The organism is Siphonobacter sp. SORGH_AS_0500 (assembly GCF_002838835.1).
Taxonomy (GTDB): domain Bacteria; phylum Bacteroidota; class Bacteroidia; order Cytophagales; family Spirosomataceae; genus Siphonobacter.
Genome location: NZ_NHPP01000006.1, coordinates 84,418 through 99,326 on the forward strand (window position 1 = coordinate 84,418; position 14,909 = coordinate 99,326).

Below are 14,909 nucleotides of genomic sequence, written 5' to 3' on the forward strand. Positions count from 1 at the left end.
TCAGCCGAAGATGTGCATAATCATGCCCAGTTCAAGCCTGTTGTTGTTTTCTTTTCTATAAAAAAGCTTTTCCAGCCAGGGTAACCATAACGCTGTCCAGGCTAGAGGAACGAGGCAAAGGTAGAGGTAAATTTTCATTCCGGCCTTTTGTGATTACTTTTGAGGACCGTAGAAAGTATGAACCGCCTTCCATGAAAATCAGAAAATACGCCTTATTAAGCCTGTTGATTCTGGGCCTGGGTGCCTTCCTAACCTCCTGTAAATTAACCCTGGACCCGGCTTTGGACGCTACGGATGTGCAAATTCAGATCGAACTGGAAGAAAGTCTGAAAAATGCGGGCCTATCTCCGGTAAATACGCAGGTATTACTTCAGGACCGGAATGCCGGACAGCAGTGGATGGCCATAACGGATGCTTCGGGGAGAGTCACCTTTCCGGGAGTAGTAGGCGGGGTGTATTCGGTCATTGCCCGGCGACTTGTTCAAATGCAGGAATATTCAAGTTATACGGGCATTCCCGTTGATCAGGATGTGGTGCTGGTAGATTCGTTGATCAACGTAAATTTTACCGCCAGTAACACGATTCCGACAAGGCTTACGCTGAAAGTAAATCCGATGGGGAACTGGGTTATTAAGCAAGTCTATTACGCGGGGTCAGACACCCTAAATGGAGCTGGAATTCGGGACCAGTTCATTGAAATTTATAATAACTCGAACGCCGAATTATACGCTGACAGTTTGTGTGTAGGCTTATTGCAAGGGGTGCGAAGCCGGAGTATTTCGTCTGAGTTTCTGGTAGCCGAAACCGGGCAGTATGACTGGAGTAAATCCTTGAATATCCCAGCTGCTTTGAGAGATAAGGCTAATACCGATTATGTCTACGCTCATACGTTAGTGATGATTCCGGGAAATGGTAGTCAGTATCCCGTCAAGCCCGGAGAAAGTATCATTATTGCTCAAAATGCTCAAAATCATAAAACGGGTTATGTGGGTCGGGACGGGAAAATGATCCCCACCAAAACCGCAGGCCTGACGGTAGATCTGAGTCAGGCAAATTTTGAATTTTACCGGGGTATTCGTCCTTCTGACGTGGATAATCCAGCCGTTCCTAATGTTACTATCATCAATGCCAATGCCAGCGATTTGGAAATGGCTCCGCAGGGGCTGGATGCGGTGGTGATTTTCAAAGCTCCCCAAAACCTTCTGGAGTGGCCCCGAATACCACTGCCTACGGTTCAGACGATTACGGTTAATACACTCTACAATTTCCAGATTCCTACTACTTATCTGATTGATGGCGTGGAGCTACAGCTTCGTCAACCCAAACGTATCCCCGAAAGGTACCCGTCCGCCTGGATGCTTCTTATAAGTACGTTCCCGGCGGAGCGTATTCTTCACAATCCATTATTCGAAAAACGGTGAAAACCATCAATACTCGGCGAATATTGGCTACTACCGCAAATTCACAAACTGATTTTGGTTACTTCGAAAGAGCCCAGCCTCGTGGGTTTCAGTAAGTAAGTCCATTTTATATTCATCATCAGTGTCTGTCATTCCGAGCGAAGAAGCTTATGACCTTTTTCGAGTTGGTTGGGTCATGCGGTAACTTGACTAAACTAGCCCCGTCGCATTCTACCCAAGGTCTCTTGCTGCGTTCGGAGAACCCCATTCGCAGTCGCTCGGCTCTAGCTGAGTGACTATCTAGCTCTAGGCCTCTGGCCGGTAGAGGGCGAACCAGTAGGGGATCAGCCAACAATGTTTCCCCAATCAAAACAGACTTGCTACCATCGGCCAGAGGCCTACCAGACTAGAGCGTCACTCGCTAGAGCCGAGCGACTGCGAGGGACCGGACCAACAAAAGAAACGCCACTGGTGCGAGATTCCCTCTCGTTCCCACCATACGGCAGTTTCCCGCCGCTCGGCTCCAGCCGAGTGACTACGATATTTCAAATCAAACTAATTCAAACCCACTCAAACTTCCTCAGCAACAGGAAGTAACTCAGGAAGCTGAACGTTTTTAAGCAACTCTTCTTCGAGCAAAGAAGCCCAGGTTTTCATATATAAAACAACATCTTCCCGAACGTTATGCCGCATCTGATTTCTCCGTTCCAGAGGAATCAGGGCTTTGATTTTAGGGTCAGAGAGCCGTTCCAGGTGTTGGAGGTCAGAGGTGGTTAAGCCATGATTTAATAAATCTGCAATTAGCAAATCCATGGGTAACCCGCTGGTAGGGCAATATTCTTCTATTTGTTCCCGCCAGTCTCCCCGGCCCTGTAATGCAAATTCGTGAATATCCGCTTTGGTTAACTGAGTTAATTCCTGAGCGAGGTTACCGCAATTGCAGCAACCCATGTGTCCCCACATATAAGGAGAACCCTGCTGAAGTTTCTGAGCTGTCCGGCGAAGAGCCGTTAGTAAGCGAAGCGATGCATTGGCCATAGTGCGTTGCTGAAAGTGACTTTAATAAAATTAACAAAAGCCCGGAATTATATTGCTGAAAATGGGTTACTTTTTGTAAATTCAAAAGGAATTTATTCAATATTGGGGACTTCCTGTTACCTTGTCTACCAGGAAAATACAATAGTTGAATCAGGGAACGTTACTAAATCATACCTACGGTTTTCTGAAGTATTATTAGGGTGTATGAAAAATATCTTCTGGCTATTTCTTATTCTGCTCAGCATTTCAGCCTGTTCCCAAAGAGCCTATACTCCGCAACGAACTTTCGAAGTAAGTCAACTTCAAAAAGACCTGAAGATTATGCGGAAAGGACTCGAGTCGGGACATCCGGGTTTGTATTGGTATACCCCAAAAGCCCAACTGGATTCGGCTTTTGACGCTACCGCTCAAGCCATCACGCAACCCATGACGGAGGCAGATTTTCGTCGACTGCTGGATCCGCTGATTGAAATGGTACACTGCGGTCATACAACCGTTCGGGGTTCTAAAGGCTTCGAACGCTGGCGGAAGCACCATACGCCAAACGACTTTCCCCTGAGTGTTTTCGAGGTAGACAACCGAATTTTTATCTCCTCGAATATGAGTAATCAGCCGGAGCTTTATAAAGGCAAAGAAATCGTGAAAATCGAAGGCCGTCCGGCATTAGATACCTACCACTCGTTGCGGAAAATCGTGATTTCGGATGGATATAACCAAACGTTTAAGAATACGACTATTCTTAACAATTTCCCGATGTATTACCGCTACTGGTACGGTGAAAAAGATAAATATGAGGTGACTATTCTGGACTCGCTGAAGCAGGAGAAAAGTTATTTCGTAGCGTTAAAGAAAAACGAGAAAAAGGTTAGACCTGCGAACATTCCACTCACACCCACCACGCCCGTTACGGGGCAGGTGCGGCCTCCTGAGCCTGCCATGATTCGAATATACGGCAGCAAGAATGCCACATTATCTATTTCCAAACGCGATTCCAGTCTGGCCTTGCTGGACCTGAACACGTTTAGTATGGGTAATTACCGCAAACTATACCGGAAGTTATTCCGTGAAATTGAGCGGAATCACATTCAGCATCTGGTTCTCGATTTACGCAACAATGGAGGAGGCAAAGTAGCCGCCAGTAACTTGCTGATGCGGTATCTGATGCAGGAGCCGTTTCAGGCTTACCGATCCGTAGAAAGTTTACCTATTAAAAAAGAGTACAATCGTTACACCAATGAGCGGGTTGCCCGAATGATCCTGATGAAGGTAATTTGCAAAAAAATGGACGATGGGCGGCTCGTCATTCGCAGTGCCACGAGAGTGCAAAAGCCTAAGAAAAAACACGGTTTTCACGGCGACTTATACATCCTTACCAATGGAGGCTCATTCTCTGCTTCTTCTATAACCACGGCCAATCTTCAATTCTGGAAACGGGCCGTGGTAATTGGACGAGAAACAGGCGGGGGGCGTAACGGCTGTACGGCCTGGGCCATTCCTTACATGACCTTACCCGAAAGTCAGGTTCGTATTCGAATCCCGCTTTTTAAGGCTCTAACTGCGGTAACAGATACTAATCAAGGTCGGGGCGTGATGCCCGATTACCCGGTCGCTTTCACTTCGATGGATTTCATGGGTAACCTTGATCCAGATCTGGAGAAAGTCTATGAGCTGATTCAGAAGACTACACTGGTAAAGAAATAGGATTCTCGTATATAATAGTTTTTCTACTTTTTAACCTAATCATGGGTTTTTCAACTATAAACCAAGAGAAATAGGCAAAAGGACTAACAACTATTAGAGATAAAAAAGCAAATAAAGCAACTGAAATTTCTGGTAATAATTGTAGTAAGATTTGCTGTAGAGGAAAGGAATAAATATAAATACCGTAAGAGAAGTCGCCATATTTGCCGAAATTATTCAGAGATCCCTTGATGAAGGATAGATAAAAAACTACATAAGGGAGTAACAAATAATTTATTACTCGGCTATAAGGAAAGTCTAAAAAAAGGTTGCTAGCTATAAATAAAACTACAGCAGTAGATCCGAGATTTTTGGTTATAGGAAATCTGTCCTGATAATACTGAAATAGCATACCCGCCATAAAGTATATAGAAAATTCTATGAAAGGACCGGGAGACATATTTAGGCTAGGATAGTAATTATTAATTATATCTGTATTCTGAAGTTTTAGATCAAGTACTATCAATAGACAAAAAGTAATAAGCAAAACAAAAGAGGTTCTAAGTAATTTTAAACGTAAGGCGAAATAGAGTAATAAATAAAAGGTAAATTCATATACTAACGTCCAGAGCGATCCATTGACAATGGGACTATTATTCACTGTATCAAAAACTCCGGGTAATCCCTGTTGGGAATGATACAATGAAAGATTTAACAGATACGCATAGGTTTGTGGCTGAGTAAGATAATCTAAAATAGGTAGTCGCGTTACGGATAAACCGAAAAGAAAAACAGAAATTAGAAGAGCTATACACAATCCGGGAAAGATCCTTAATGCTCTTTTGGTAAGATAATTGACAAAGGAGCTACTATTGAGAGCACTTTTGAGGATCAGGAATCCGCTGATGATAAAGAAAATCCGTACACCATAAAAGCTAAAGGATAGATGGTTGGCAGTTAGATTTCGTAGAGGTTCAAGAGAATCTTTATTCTGTAAGTCGTAACTATGAGAAAAGAGTACACCTACCGCCGCGATGAATCGAATAAAATCGAAATTATTTTGAGTTTTTTTGAAGGTATAGGTTTGATTCATAGGGTTAAAAGTAGGGGGTTAATCGTTTATAAATTTCTTCCATACCCCGATCTGAAGGATGAGAAGAGACGGCTTGGTTTATAAATTGATTATAGGCCGTATTTTTCTGGGTGTTTAGGGAAGTTAGCTCTATGTAGCAGTACCCTTTCCGCTTACAAACCCTTTCTATGGCGGAGCTTGCTTCCCATCGTTCCCAAAAACTTCCTGTGCAAATTACCTTTCCCTGAAAATCAAAACTGGTCAGGTAAGCTATTAACTTCTCGAAATGAACCTCAAATTGCCGTTCATTTACTTTTTTATCTTCGACGTTATCACCAATCCTTACAATTATTAAATCAGGTTTGAAAGCTAATTCATTATTAAATAAATTCCAATCAAAATTATCACCATAATTAACTTCGAAAGAACTCCCTTTATTAGTCACTAGAAACTGGGTAGTTGAATTCCTGCTAGACAGATACTTTTTTACTAAAGAAACATAATCTTTATCAGCAGCAGAAGCAGCCATTCCCCAATCGCCTTTCCAGCCTATTTCTGGAGCTGGACTATGGCGAGTAATGCTATTGCCAATGATAAGTACTTTTTCAAAATTGAGTGTGTAACTATTGGTAGCTGTTGTAGATACATTTTTATCAATTCTATTACGTACCTGAATATTCACGGAACTTTCCAATTGCACACTATCTCCCGTTTGCCAGCTTTTTCCATTATCTAATGAATATTCTAGAATGGCATTCGTTTGATTAGACTGAAAATGTACAGTGGTTTTATAGGGCACTAGTCCTGAGCCTGGAGATAAAGTTGGTGTTAAAATAGTCTGATCAACAAAAACATCTTCCTTATTTTTGCATTCACTTAATGCAAGGGCTAGAGTTATGATACTTAGGTATAGAAAGATAATCTTCAAAATCGATTGCATATCGTAAGAATTTTGATTGAATATCAGAAGGTTATAGAACAGTAACTAATAAGCGGACACTAAATTAAAAAATAAAAAACTCCCTTCAATGAGCTAACATTAGAGGGAGTTTTTTTATTTAATCCGTATTTTACTCAATTACCCGAACAGGCACTTTCTCATTGAATAGAAAATACTTCTTATCGCCGTTAAAATTCAGATTAACGATGTTCTGCTGATCATCGAAAACGTCGGTTAAGGCCGATTGCTGAAGCTTACAACCTTTGATTGGATCGCTGAAGGGCATTTCGATGAATACCCAGGTGGCATCCATTTCATTCTGCTTGCCAACGTACTGATAAGGTTTGATAACTCCCGCTGCGTTGGTAAACTTGTAATGTTTCCGAACGTAGGCTTCAACTAACTTGTCGTTCGCATCTTTATCCAGAATACGAATTTTTGGACCTTTATTACCCCGATTCAAAGCCGTTTCCAGATCGTCGGTAAAGAGCTTGATCTCTACTTCAAAAGCTTTGTTTTTCGGATTATAACGCATTTCAGTCAGGCTATTATGAAAATCATGCTTGCCCGAATCAAAAGCGGTAATCCCCGAAAACCCAATGACCAGCAGGGAATAAATCAGCCAATGGTTTAGCTTACTCACCATCATCTATTACTTAAACAGGTCATTTCCGACAGCAAATACCATTAACCCTAACAGCAGGATGGTACCGATTTGCTGAGCACGTTCGAGGAATTTCTCGGAAGGAGCCCGGCGGAAAATCATTTCATACAACAGGAAGATAACATGGCCCCCGTCAAGAGCCGGAATGGGTAAAGCATTCATGAAGGCCAGAGCCATGGAAAGCAAACCCGTTACCGTCCAGAAGTGATTCCAGTCCCAGATTTCTCCGTAAAGTTTACTAATACCCACCGGACCGCTAATGGCGTCGCTGGCGGCTACTTCACCTTTAAAGATTTTACCAAAGCCTTTTACATTTTTTGCTACTACATCAAAGGCATCATACGTACCTGCTGCCACGGACTGACCGAAGTTGTAGTCTTCGTGAGCAGGTTTCTGCAAAGGAGTGCGGTTCAGGTATAATAACAGCTTTCCTTCGGGCGTAACTTTAGGCTTCAGCGTTTGAGTTTTACCTTTTCGGTTAACCACGACGTCCACTACTTTACCTTTATTAGCCGCCAGAGCGTCCGAAAATTCGTGGTAATACTTGATGGGTTTGCCGTTAATGGAGAGAATTTTATCACCCTCCTTAAACCCTGCTTCGAAAGCTGGGAAGCTCTGTTCTTTTTTACCCAGAATGCGAGCAAAAAGACCGGGTTTTTCGGGTTCGGCTACACGGGCTACGTCATCAAGCGTAGCAAAGGTGCTCAGGAAGCGTTCGGGGTTGTTATCGCGAGCCAGTAAACCAGCCAGATCATTACGAACAGGGATGGTTAACTCCTGACCATTGCGGTCGATTGTATAGGTGCTATTGGATTCCAGCAATACCTGGCCCACTACATCCTGCCGGAAATCTTTAACGGGCTGGCCGTTCACTTTCAGGATTTTATCACCCGTACGAAGGCCAATTTCGCGGGCTAATTCACCAGCCACAATCCCGTTTTTATTTACCTCTGAAACGGGAATATAGTTGTACCCATTCTGGTAGGAAAGGGCCGAGAAAATGATGATCCCCGTAATGATATTCACAATAATACCACCCAGCATTACCAATAAACGTTGCCAGGCGGGTTTAGCCCGGAATTCCCAGGGTTTCGGCTCCGAAGAAAGCTGGGTTGCATCCTGCGTTTCGTCCACCATACCCTCAATCTGTACGTAACCGCCCAGAGGAAACCAGCCAATACCGTATTCGGTATCACCAATTTTCTTTTTCCAGAGAGCAAAGTTTCCGACGTTGGGAAGCGGGAAAAGGAAGTCGAAAAAGATGTAGAATTTATTAACTCTAATTTTGAAGAGCTTGGCAAAGAAGAAGTGTCCAAACTCGTGTAATCCTACCAGTATTGAAAGGCCAAGCAATAATTGCCCTGCCATAATCCATCCACTCATTCGATTTGTTTTGCGTTTTTTTGAGTTATCAGTCTACGGTTTTCTGTTTTCAATGATCCGTTCATGAATCACTAGGTTAACAACGAACCGTACCTGTATATTCTTCTAAATAATCGGTAAACTGAAGACAGTAAACTATTGAGATAACACAAAGATAGGGGGAAAGGATTCTCTTTAAGAAAAATTTAGAGATAAGGAAAGGTATTGAGCAAAAGAAGCCAGAGGGTTAGTCTGGCTTCTTGGAATAGAGATGTATCTATTACGATTAATAATCGGCACGATATCCTTTTACGGCAAAGAATACTACATAAGCAAAACAAACAAAGGGTACCAGCAAGGCTGCTGCTGCTCCAGAAGGGAAAAGTAAGCCAGCGACCAGCGGTAAAACGGCACCGCCTACGATGCTCATAATGATCAGTGACGAAGCCATCTTCGCCTCTACGCCCAGGTTTTTAGTTGCCAGTGCAAAGATGGTTGGGAACATAATAGACTGACAGAAATAGGTAAAACTCAGGCAGATAACCGCAACCAGACCGCCAGAGAGGGCAGCAATGGCCACAAATGCTACCGCAGCTGCGGAGTAAATCGCCAGCACGCGTTGAGCAGGCATGCGAGCCATGAGGGAAGTGCCTACGAAACGGCCCAGCATGAATAAAACCAGAGCAAAGGACGCGTGAAAACCGGCAATTTGAGTATAGGAAAGTGAAGAAGGATCCAGTCCGCTGATGCTACTAACGATTTTCATCCATCCTTCCGCCAGTACCCAGTGTTTTTCCCGGGAAAAATCAATTTTAAAGTCTACGAAGTACCCCCACAAAACGGTTTGAGCTCCCACATTGGCAAATTGGGCAATGATACCATATACCAGATGTTTGTGACGGAATAAATGCGTAATGGAAATTTTTCCGGCTGACTTTTCTTCTTCAGCTCCTACTTCCGGCATTTTCACTACGGCAAAAACCAAAGCCACGAGAGCTACAATGGACCCAATGGCCAGGTAAGGTCCCTGTACGGAAAGAGCTTCCTGCACCCGAATTGCCTCTGCTTCGGCTGCGGGTAGCTTAGCCAGCATTTCCGGGGTGTATTCCGTTTGGGAAAAAATAAAGAGAGCACCAATGATGGGACCAATAATGAGACTAATGCCATTGAAAGACTGCGAGAAATTAAGCCGCCATTCGGAAGTTTCAGGATCTCCCAGAACAGTTACGTAGAGGTTAGCCGCTGTCTCCAGAAATGCAATGCCGCTCGCAATCATGAACAGGGCGAAAAGGAAGAAAACGTACACGCGGGCACTGGCCGCAGGATAAAACAGGAAAGCTCCGGCGGCGTATAAAATCAGGCCCAGAAGAATTCCCTTTTTATAACCGAACTTTCGCATGACGTAACCTGCGGGCAGAGCCATGAAAAAGTAACCGAGATAAAAAGCAAAGTCAACAATACCGGCCTGAAATCGGCTTAAGTCCAGGGCAATTTGAAATTGTTTGATCAGTGTGCCATTGAGTGAATTGGCCAGACCCCATAAAAAAACAAGCTCGTAACGAGAGCCAGAGGTATCAAATAACTGCCGGAAGCAGAGCCATTTTTAATAGTTACTTTTTCAGACGAAGGTCCAAGTGCCATGAAAATTAGGATTAGAGGAGGTATAAAATGATTAATAGGGTTGAGCTAAATGAAATAGATGAATCGAATTTATCTGAATATTAGGCATTAGCCAGAGCTCTGTCCAGGTGAACATAACCACCATCGACGTGAATAAGCTGTCCCGTTGTATGGCTGGATTTTTCCGAAAGCAGAAACGCGACGGTATTCCCTAATTCTTCGGTAGTCGTCATGCGTTGCTCGAAAGGAATGGTACGGGTAATTTCTTTCAGCTTTTCTTCGGGGTTAGGCAAGCCGTTAATCCAGCGTTCGTAAAGGGGCGTCCAGCTTTCCGCCACAATGACGGCATTTACCCGGATGCTGTATTTTAGTAACTCCACAGCCCATTCGCGGGTTAAGGCATTCCGACCGCCATTGGCAGCGGCATAGGCCGAAGTACCACCCTGACCCGTTTCTGCCGTTTTAGAGCCAATGTTAACAATAGCTCCCTTGGATTCTTTCAAGGCAGGGAGGGCGTGTTTGGCCATCAGGAAATAATGAATGACGTTTTTATGAAGTGAGGCAACGAAGTCTTCGTAGGAGCCATTTTCCAGTCCTACGCCATCATTAACCCCGGCATTATTAACCAGTCCGTCAATTCTTCCGAATCTATCCAGCGTTTGCTGAACGGCTTTTTCGCAGGCAGAAGGTTGCGTTAATTCAGCAGGCACCTGAAAAGCCTGTCCGCCTGCGGCTTCAATTTCGGCGACGGTTTTCAGATTATCAGTCTCACTACGCCCTACAATCACGGGAATGGCACCCTCAAAGGCTAATACTTTACTAATGCCTTCGCCAATGCCTTTGGCACCGCCCGTAACGATAATGACTTTATTGGTAAGGTTTAGATTCATTAGAGAATGCTTTTGATCTTGCTAGTTGAGTACGTCAAATCTCCGGTCAAAATTTCATTAAACCTCAATTTCTTTCCTAAAGAAGATCAAAAGCATAGAAAGATAACCTTATAAACTATAAAAATCTTTAGCATTACCGCCCCAGAACTTCTCCTGTTCGTAGCTAGATAAAGAGCCGGTATACTCCTGTAATACCTGCACCCAGCGTTCGTAAGAAGAAGCCACCAGGCACACGGGCCAGTCGGAGCCAAACATAACCCGCTCGGGACCGAATGCTTCAAAAACTACGTCCAGATAGGGCCGTAACTGTTCGGGAGTCCATTGCTCCCAGTCGGCTTCCGTTACCAGACCCGATACTTTACAGCAGACGTTTTCGCGTTTAGCCAGGCTTTGAATATCTGCCGCCCATTTTTCAATTTCACCCGCTTTCACGTAAGGTTTTGCCAAATGGTCGACCACAAAAAGCTGATGGGGTAAACGGGTAACAAACTCGCGGGCGGTAGGTAAGTGCTTAGGATAGATGAGAATGTCGTAGGTATATCCGTACGTTTCCAGAGCTCTGATTCCGTCCATGAATTCCGTACGAAGCAGAAAGAGATCATCCGGCTCCCCCTGAACAATATGACGGAATCCTTTTAATTTGGGAAATTGCCTGAAGTATTCCAAGCGTTCGCTCACGAGTTCAGAACGAAGATCTACCCAGCCGACTACTCCTTTAATGAAGTCATTTTGCTCGGCCAACTGAATTAAGAAATCCGTCTCAATTTCAGACTGACTCGCTTGTACGGCCACGCATCCATCGATGTTATTTTGTTGAAGAACGGGCTGCAAATCATTCGGTAAAAAATTCCGGCGAATGGGCTCCATGTCGGAAGTAATCCAGGCGTCGCGTACAGGATCAAACACCCAGAAATGCTGATGCGAATCAATTTTCATCCGTAGAAATTAGCTGAATAGTGGGGTAAAGCAATATGATTTAAGGTAAAAGTACAATCAAAAACTGATAAATTAGAAAAAAACAAAGGCCGTCCCGAAAGAGACAGCCTTTATGAAAACCCGTAAGAAGGTTCTTATTTCTTCTTTTCCTTGATCTTCGCAGCTTTACCTTGTTTGCCACGCAGATAGTAAATACGTGAACGACGAACTAAACCGTGACGTACTACTTCGATTTTGTCGATGTTAGGAGAAAGAACAGGGAAAATCCGCTCTACACCAACGCCGTTAGATACTTTACGAACGGTAAACGTTTCACCGTTTGTACCTGAGTTTTTGCGTTGGATCACCGTACCGGTGAAAACCTGAATACGCTCTTTGTTACCTTCACGAATTTTAACGTGAACATTAAGGGTATCACCAGATTTGAAATCGGGGATGTCGTTCCGGCGAGCTGAATTGTCAGCTTCAACCAGTTTGATCAGATCACTCATGACCTCTGTAAGAGTTTTGTTAAAATGGTCTAACTCATTGATAGATCGGCAACATCGAATCCCACAGGTCGAGCGGTTGCCGAAATGAGCCGCAAAAATACGGTAATTTTCTGGGACTGCAAGAGTTTTACTTTATTTAATCACCTGTGCAACAGTTTTTTCCAAAGTATCATCCTTGAGTTTTGTAACGAACATTTATCAAACCTTTTCAATAATGAAAAAGAACCTTTTAACCGGACTTATCCTGATTAGCAGCCTTGGAGCCTCTGCTCAGGCCAGCAAAACCTTTAATGTTAGTAATTTCGACCAACTGGATTTAGGTTCTGCCTTCATTATCGATGTACATCCCGGTAAATTCAAGGTAGAAGTAGAAGGGCAGGAAAGTGACATTAATGATCTGGAGGCGAAAGTAAGCAATGGGAAATTACGCATTCGGTATAACGATTCTGACCGTTACTCCAATCGGAAACGGGTGGAGGTGCACATTACCATGCCGGCTTTGAAAGGCGTAAGTTTTAGTGGTGCGTCGCGTTCATCCATAACGGGTTTTGGAGCCGAAAACCAAATGAGTGTCGATATTTCCGGAGCCTCTCAGGCCAGCATTGAAGTGAAAGCCAAAACGTTGGATGTAGATGTATCTGGAGCCTCGAATGTAACCCTGACGGGCAACACTCAAAAATTTCAGGGAAATATATCAGGAGCTTCGTCTTTTAAAGCGGAAGGGCTCGAAGTGAGCCAGGCTACTATCGATGTGTCGGGAGCCAGTAATGCTCGCCTTTACGTAAAAGAAAAATTATCAGCCGAAGCCAGTGGGGCCAGTCGGGTGCGTTACCGGGGAAATCCGAGCGTAAATGCCAATACATCAGGGGCTAGTTCGGTGAGAAATGAATAATTTTTCAAATTTTAAACAATATTCCAAAAGTTGCATTCAACCAAAGTTTGAGGAGGTAAAGAATTAGATTGTCCTTAAGAATGAGGTGAATAAGCCCCTTAAAAATGATTTAAGTGTGGTTTTTCCTGATCGAACATTGGAGAATAAAGCTTTGACAAAAAAATTATGTTTGACAATCTGACATCAAGTCAGTTTCTTTGCGACGTTTTTTGAACCAAATCACTCAAACACAATGTCAGAAATCGCAGCTAAAGTCAAGCAGATTATCGTTGACAAATTGGGCGTAGAAGAATCTGAAGTTACTCCAGAGGCTAGCTTCACGAACGATCTTGGAGCTGACTCGCTCGATACCGTGGAACTCATCATGGAATTTGAAAAAGAATTCAATGTGTCTATTCCCGATGATCAGGCTGAAACGATCACTACGGTCGGTCAGGCTGTTACCTATCTTGAAGAACACGCCAAGTAAGTAACATCTATCTGCGGTGCTAATTTGAAAAAGGGCATATTTATGTCCCTTTTCGGATTAGCACATTTTTTGATTTTGTGGCTCAGGTTTTTTCTTGTTTACTTGTAGGTTCTATGTACCCGTCGTAAACAGGTAAAAACAACCTGACCTGATTACCAAAAACTTTAAACTATGCAATTAAAGCGAGTTGTTGTCACTGGACTAGGAGCTCTTACCCCCATAGGAAATACGGTAGAGGAATACTGGGATGGCCTGATTAACGGGGTCAGCGGTGCCGATACGATTACTCGATTCGATGCCACCCGTTTCCGTACAAAGTTTGCCTGTGAGGTTAAAAACTTTGACGTACAGGCACACATTCCTCGCCAGGAAGCCCGTAAGATGGACTGGTTTACCCAGTATGCAGTGGTTACCGCTGATGAAGCCATCAAAGATGCGGCTTTCGATAAAGAACAGGTAGACCTGGACCGCATTGGTGTGATCTGGGGTGCTGGTATTGGTGGATTAAAAACGTTTGAAGAAGAAGTGCTGAACTTTGGCGGTGGCGATGGATCTCCCCGCTTCAATCCGTTCTTTATTCCTAAAATGATCGCTGATAGCTCAGCGGGTCTGATTTCCATTCGTCATGGGTTCCGTGGCCCTACTTACGTTACCGTTTCTGCCTGTGCTTCTTCAGGAAATGCCCTGATTGACGCGTTTAATTATATCCGTTTGGGTAAAATGGATATTTGCGTATCAGGGGGTTCGGAAGCCGCCGTTACGCAGGCGGGTGTAGGTGGATTTAACGCTCTGAAGGCACTTTCGGAACGGAATGACGATCCTAAAACAGCTTCCCGTCCTTACGATAAAGGTCGTGAGGGTTTCGTATTAGGCGAAGGTGGGGCGGCTCTTATTCTGGAAGAATACGAGCATGCTAAAGCCCGTGGAGCTAAAATTTATTGCGAAATTATGGGTGGTGGCATGTCTTCGGACGCTTACCACATTACGGCTCCTCATCCCGAAGGACGCGGGGCTTATATGTGTATGAAACTGGCTCTGGAAGATGCAGAATTGCCTCTGGAAGCGGTGGATTATATCAACACCCATGGTACGTCAACGCCGATTGGTGATCCTCAGGAACTAAAAGCCATTGAGCGTCTGTTTGGCGAGCATGCATCGAAGCTGAATATCAGCTCAACGAAGTCGATGACGGGCCACCTATTGGGAGGTGCTGCTGCGATTGAAGCCGTAGCGGCTATTTTGGCCATCAAAAACCAGCTTGTGCCTCCAACGATCAACCATTTTGAGGATGATCCGGAAATTAATCCTAACTTGAACCTCACGTTCAATAAGGCACAAGCTCGTAAAGTAGACGTTGCGATTAGCAATACGTTTGGCTTTGGTGGACACAACACTTGCGTTGTATTTAAGAAAATATAGTCGGGAGAGCCGTAGGCTTTTGGCATACGGCTCTTC

At 44.0% G+C, this 14,909-nt stretch carries 13 protein-coding genes and 1 pseudogene; 5 read left to right on the top strand and 9 right to left on the bottom strand.

Features of this window, described 5'->3' with window-relative positions:
• Nucleotides 1-191: 191 nt before the first annotated feature.
• Nucleotides 192-1,421 carry a DUF4876 domain-containing protein gene (locus BWI96_RS08450; protein ID WP_106636220.1) on the top strand — a complete coding sequence of 410 codons (1,230 nt, stop codon included), beginning with the start codon at nt 192-194 and terminating at the stop codon, nt 1,419-1,421.
• Between the two features lie 549 nt (nt 1,422-1,970).
• On the opposite strand, the gene BWI96_RS08455 is transcribed toward BWI96_RS08450, so the two are convergent.
• Entirely contained in the window at nt 1,971-2,438 is a 468-nt protein-coding gene (locus BWI96_RS08455) for a hypothetical protein (RefSeq protein WP_106636221.1), read from the bottom strand.
• Between the two features lie 204 nt (nt 2,439-2,642).
• On the opposite strand from BWI96_RS08455, the gene BWI96_RS08460 reads away from it, so the two are divergent.
• On the top strand, nt 2,643-4,139 hold the full coding sequence (locus tag BWI96_RS08460; protein WP_106636222.1) for a S41 family peptidase: 1,497 nt from the start codon (nt 2,643-2,645) through the stop codon (nt 4,137-4,139).
• Here the strand turns inward: BWI96_RS08460 and BWI96_RS08465 are convergent.
• The 8 genes and pseudogenes from BWI96_RS08465 to rplS form a co-directional block, all read right to left on the bottom strand.
• The gene (locus tag BWI96_RS08465; RefSeq protein WP_106636223.1) at nt 4,120-5,211 is read right to left on the bottom strand and encodes an acyltransferase; all 1,092 of its coding nucleotides are present in this window, start codon (nt 5,209-5,211) and stop codon (nt 4,120-4,122) included. The two genes, BWI96_RS08460 and BWI96_RS08465, sit on opposite strands and share 20 nt — an antisense overlap.
• Before the next feature lie 4 nt (nt 5,212-5,215).
• Entirely contained in the window at nt 5,216-6,130 is a 915-nt protein-coding gene (locus BWI96_RS08470) for an SGNH/GDSL hydrolase family protein (RefSeq protein ID WP_106636224.1), read from the bottom strand.
• Nucleotides 6,131-6,260: 130 nt separating this feature from the next.
• Complete coding sequence (locus BWI96_RS08475) at nt 6,261-6,779, bottom strand: DUF6702 family protein (protein WP_106636225.1); 519 nt, start codon at nt 6,777-6,779, stop codon at nt 6,261-6,263.
• Nucleotides 6,780-6,782: 3 nt separating this feature from the next.
• Entirely contained in the window at nt 6,783-8,177 is a 1,395-nt protein-coding gene (gene rseP / locus BWI96_RS08480; RefSeq protein ID WP_106636226.1) for an RIP metalloprotease RseP, read from the bottom strand.
• Nucleotides 8,178-8,442: 265 nt separating this feature from the next.
• Nucleotides 8,443-9,696, bottom strand: a pseudogene (gene fucP / locus BWI96_RS08485) (L-fucose:H+ symporter permease); the annotation flags it as partial.
• A 181-nt stretch (nt 9,697-9,877) separates the two neighbouring features.
• Nucleotides 9,878-10,666, bottom strand: a complete 789-nt coding sequence (locus BWI96_RS08490) for an SDR family oxidoreductase (RefSeq protein ID WP_106636228.1) — start codon at nt 10,664-10,666, stop codon at nt 9,878-9,880.
• 108 nt (nt 10,667-10,774) lie between these two features.
• Nucleotides 10,775-11,602, bottom strand: a complete 828-nt coding sequence (locus BWI96_RS08495) for an amidohydrolase (protein ID WP_106636229.1) — start codon at nt 11,600-11,602, stop codon at nt 10,775-10,777.
• A gap of 134 nt (nt 11,603-11,736) precedes the next feature.
• On the bottom strand, nt 11,737-12,093 hold the full coding sequence (gene rplS, locus BWI96_RS08500; RefSeq protein ID WP_106636230.1) for a 50S ribosomal protein L19: 357 nt from the start codon (nt 12,091-12,093) through the stop codon (nt 11,737-11,739).
• Nucleotides 12,094-12,307: 214 nt separating this feature from the next.
• Here rplS and BWI96_RS08505 point away from each other — a divergent pair, with 214 nt between their 5' ends.
• The 3 genes from BWI96_RS08505 (at nt 12,308) to fabF (ending at nt 14,873) form a co-directional block, all read left to right on the top strand.
• Nucleotides 12,308-12,985: a head GIN domain-containing protein gene (locus BWI96_RS08505; RefSeq protein WP_106636231.1), complete on the top strand. Its 678-nt coding sequence runs from the start codon at nt 12,308-12,310 to the stop codon at nt 12,983-12,985.
• Nucleotides 12,986-13,217: 232 nt separating this feature from the next.
• On the top strand, nt 13,218-13,454 hold the full coding sequence (locus BWI96_RS08510) for an acyl carrier protein (RefSeq protein ID WP_106636232.1): 237 nt from the start codon (nt 13,218-13,220) through the stop codon (nt 13,452-13,454).
• Between the two features lie 171 nt (nt 13,455-13,625).
• Complete coding sequence (gene fabF / locus BWI96_RS08515; RefSeq protein WP_106636233.1) at nt 13,626-14,873, top strand: beta-ketoacyl-ACP synthase II; 1,248 nt, start codon at nt 13,626-13,628, stop codon at nt 14,871-14,873.
• Nucleotides 14,874-14,909: the final 36 nt, after the last annotated feature.

Excerpts from the sequence above, each read along its gene's own strand:
- BWI96_RS08470 (WP_106636224.1), bottom strand. The coding sequence starts at position 6,130 with ATGCAATCGATTTTGAAGATTATCTTTCTATACCTAAGTATCATAACT.
- BWI96_RS08460 (WP_106636222.1), top strand. The coding sequence starts at position 2,643 with ATGAAAAATATCTTCTGGCTATTTCTTATTCTGCTCAGCATTTCAGCC.
- BWI96_RS08475 (WP_106636225.1), bottom strand. The coding sequence starts at position 6,779 with ATGATGGTGAGTAAGCTAAACCATTGGCTGATTTATTCCCTGCTGGTC.
- BWI96_RS08465 (WP_106636223.1), bottom strand. The coding sequence starts at position 5,211 with ATGAATCAAACCTATACCTTCAAAAAAACTCAAAATAATTTCGATTTT.
- fabF (WP_106636233.1), top strand. The coding sequence starts at position 13,626 with ATGCAATTAAAGCGAGTTGTTGTCACTGGACTAGGAGCTCTTACCCCC.
- BWI96_RS08510 (WP_106636232.1), top strand. The coding sequence starts at position 13,218 with ATGTCAGAAATCGCAGCTAAAGTCAAGCAGATTATCGTTGACAAATTG.
- BWI96_RS08490 (WP_106636228.1), bottom strand. The coding sequence starts at position 10,666 with ATGAATCTAAACCTTACCAATAAAGTCATTATCGTTACGGGCGGTGCC.
- BWI96_RS08505 (WP_106636231.1), top strand. The coding sequence starts at position 12,308 with ATGAAAAAGAACCTTTTAACCGGACTTATCCTGATTAGCAGCCTTGGA.
- BWI96_RS08495 (WP_106636229.1), bottom strand. The coding sequence starts at position 11,602 with ATGAAAATTGATTCGCATCAGCATTTCTGGGTGTTTGATCCTGTACGC.
- BWI96_RS08450 (WP_106636220.1), top strand. The coding sequence starts at position 192 with ATGAAAATCAGAAAATACGCCTTATTAAGCCTGTTGATTCTGGGCCTG.
- BWI96_RS08455 (WP_106636221.1), bottom strand. The coding sequence starts at position 2,438 with ATGGCCAATGCATCGCTTCGCTTACTAACGGCTCTTCGCCGGACAGCT.
- rplS (WP_106636230.1), bottom strand. The coding sequence starts at position 12,093 with ATGAGTGATCTGATCAAACTGGTTGAAGCTGACAATTCAGCTCGCCGG.
- rseP (WP_106636226.1), bottom strand. The coding sequence starts at position 8,177 with ATGAGTGGATGGATTATGGCAGGGCAATTATTGCTTGGCCTTTCAATA.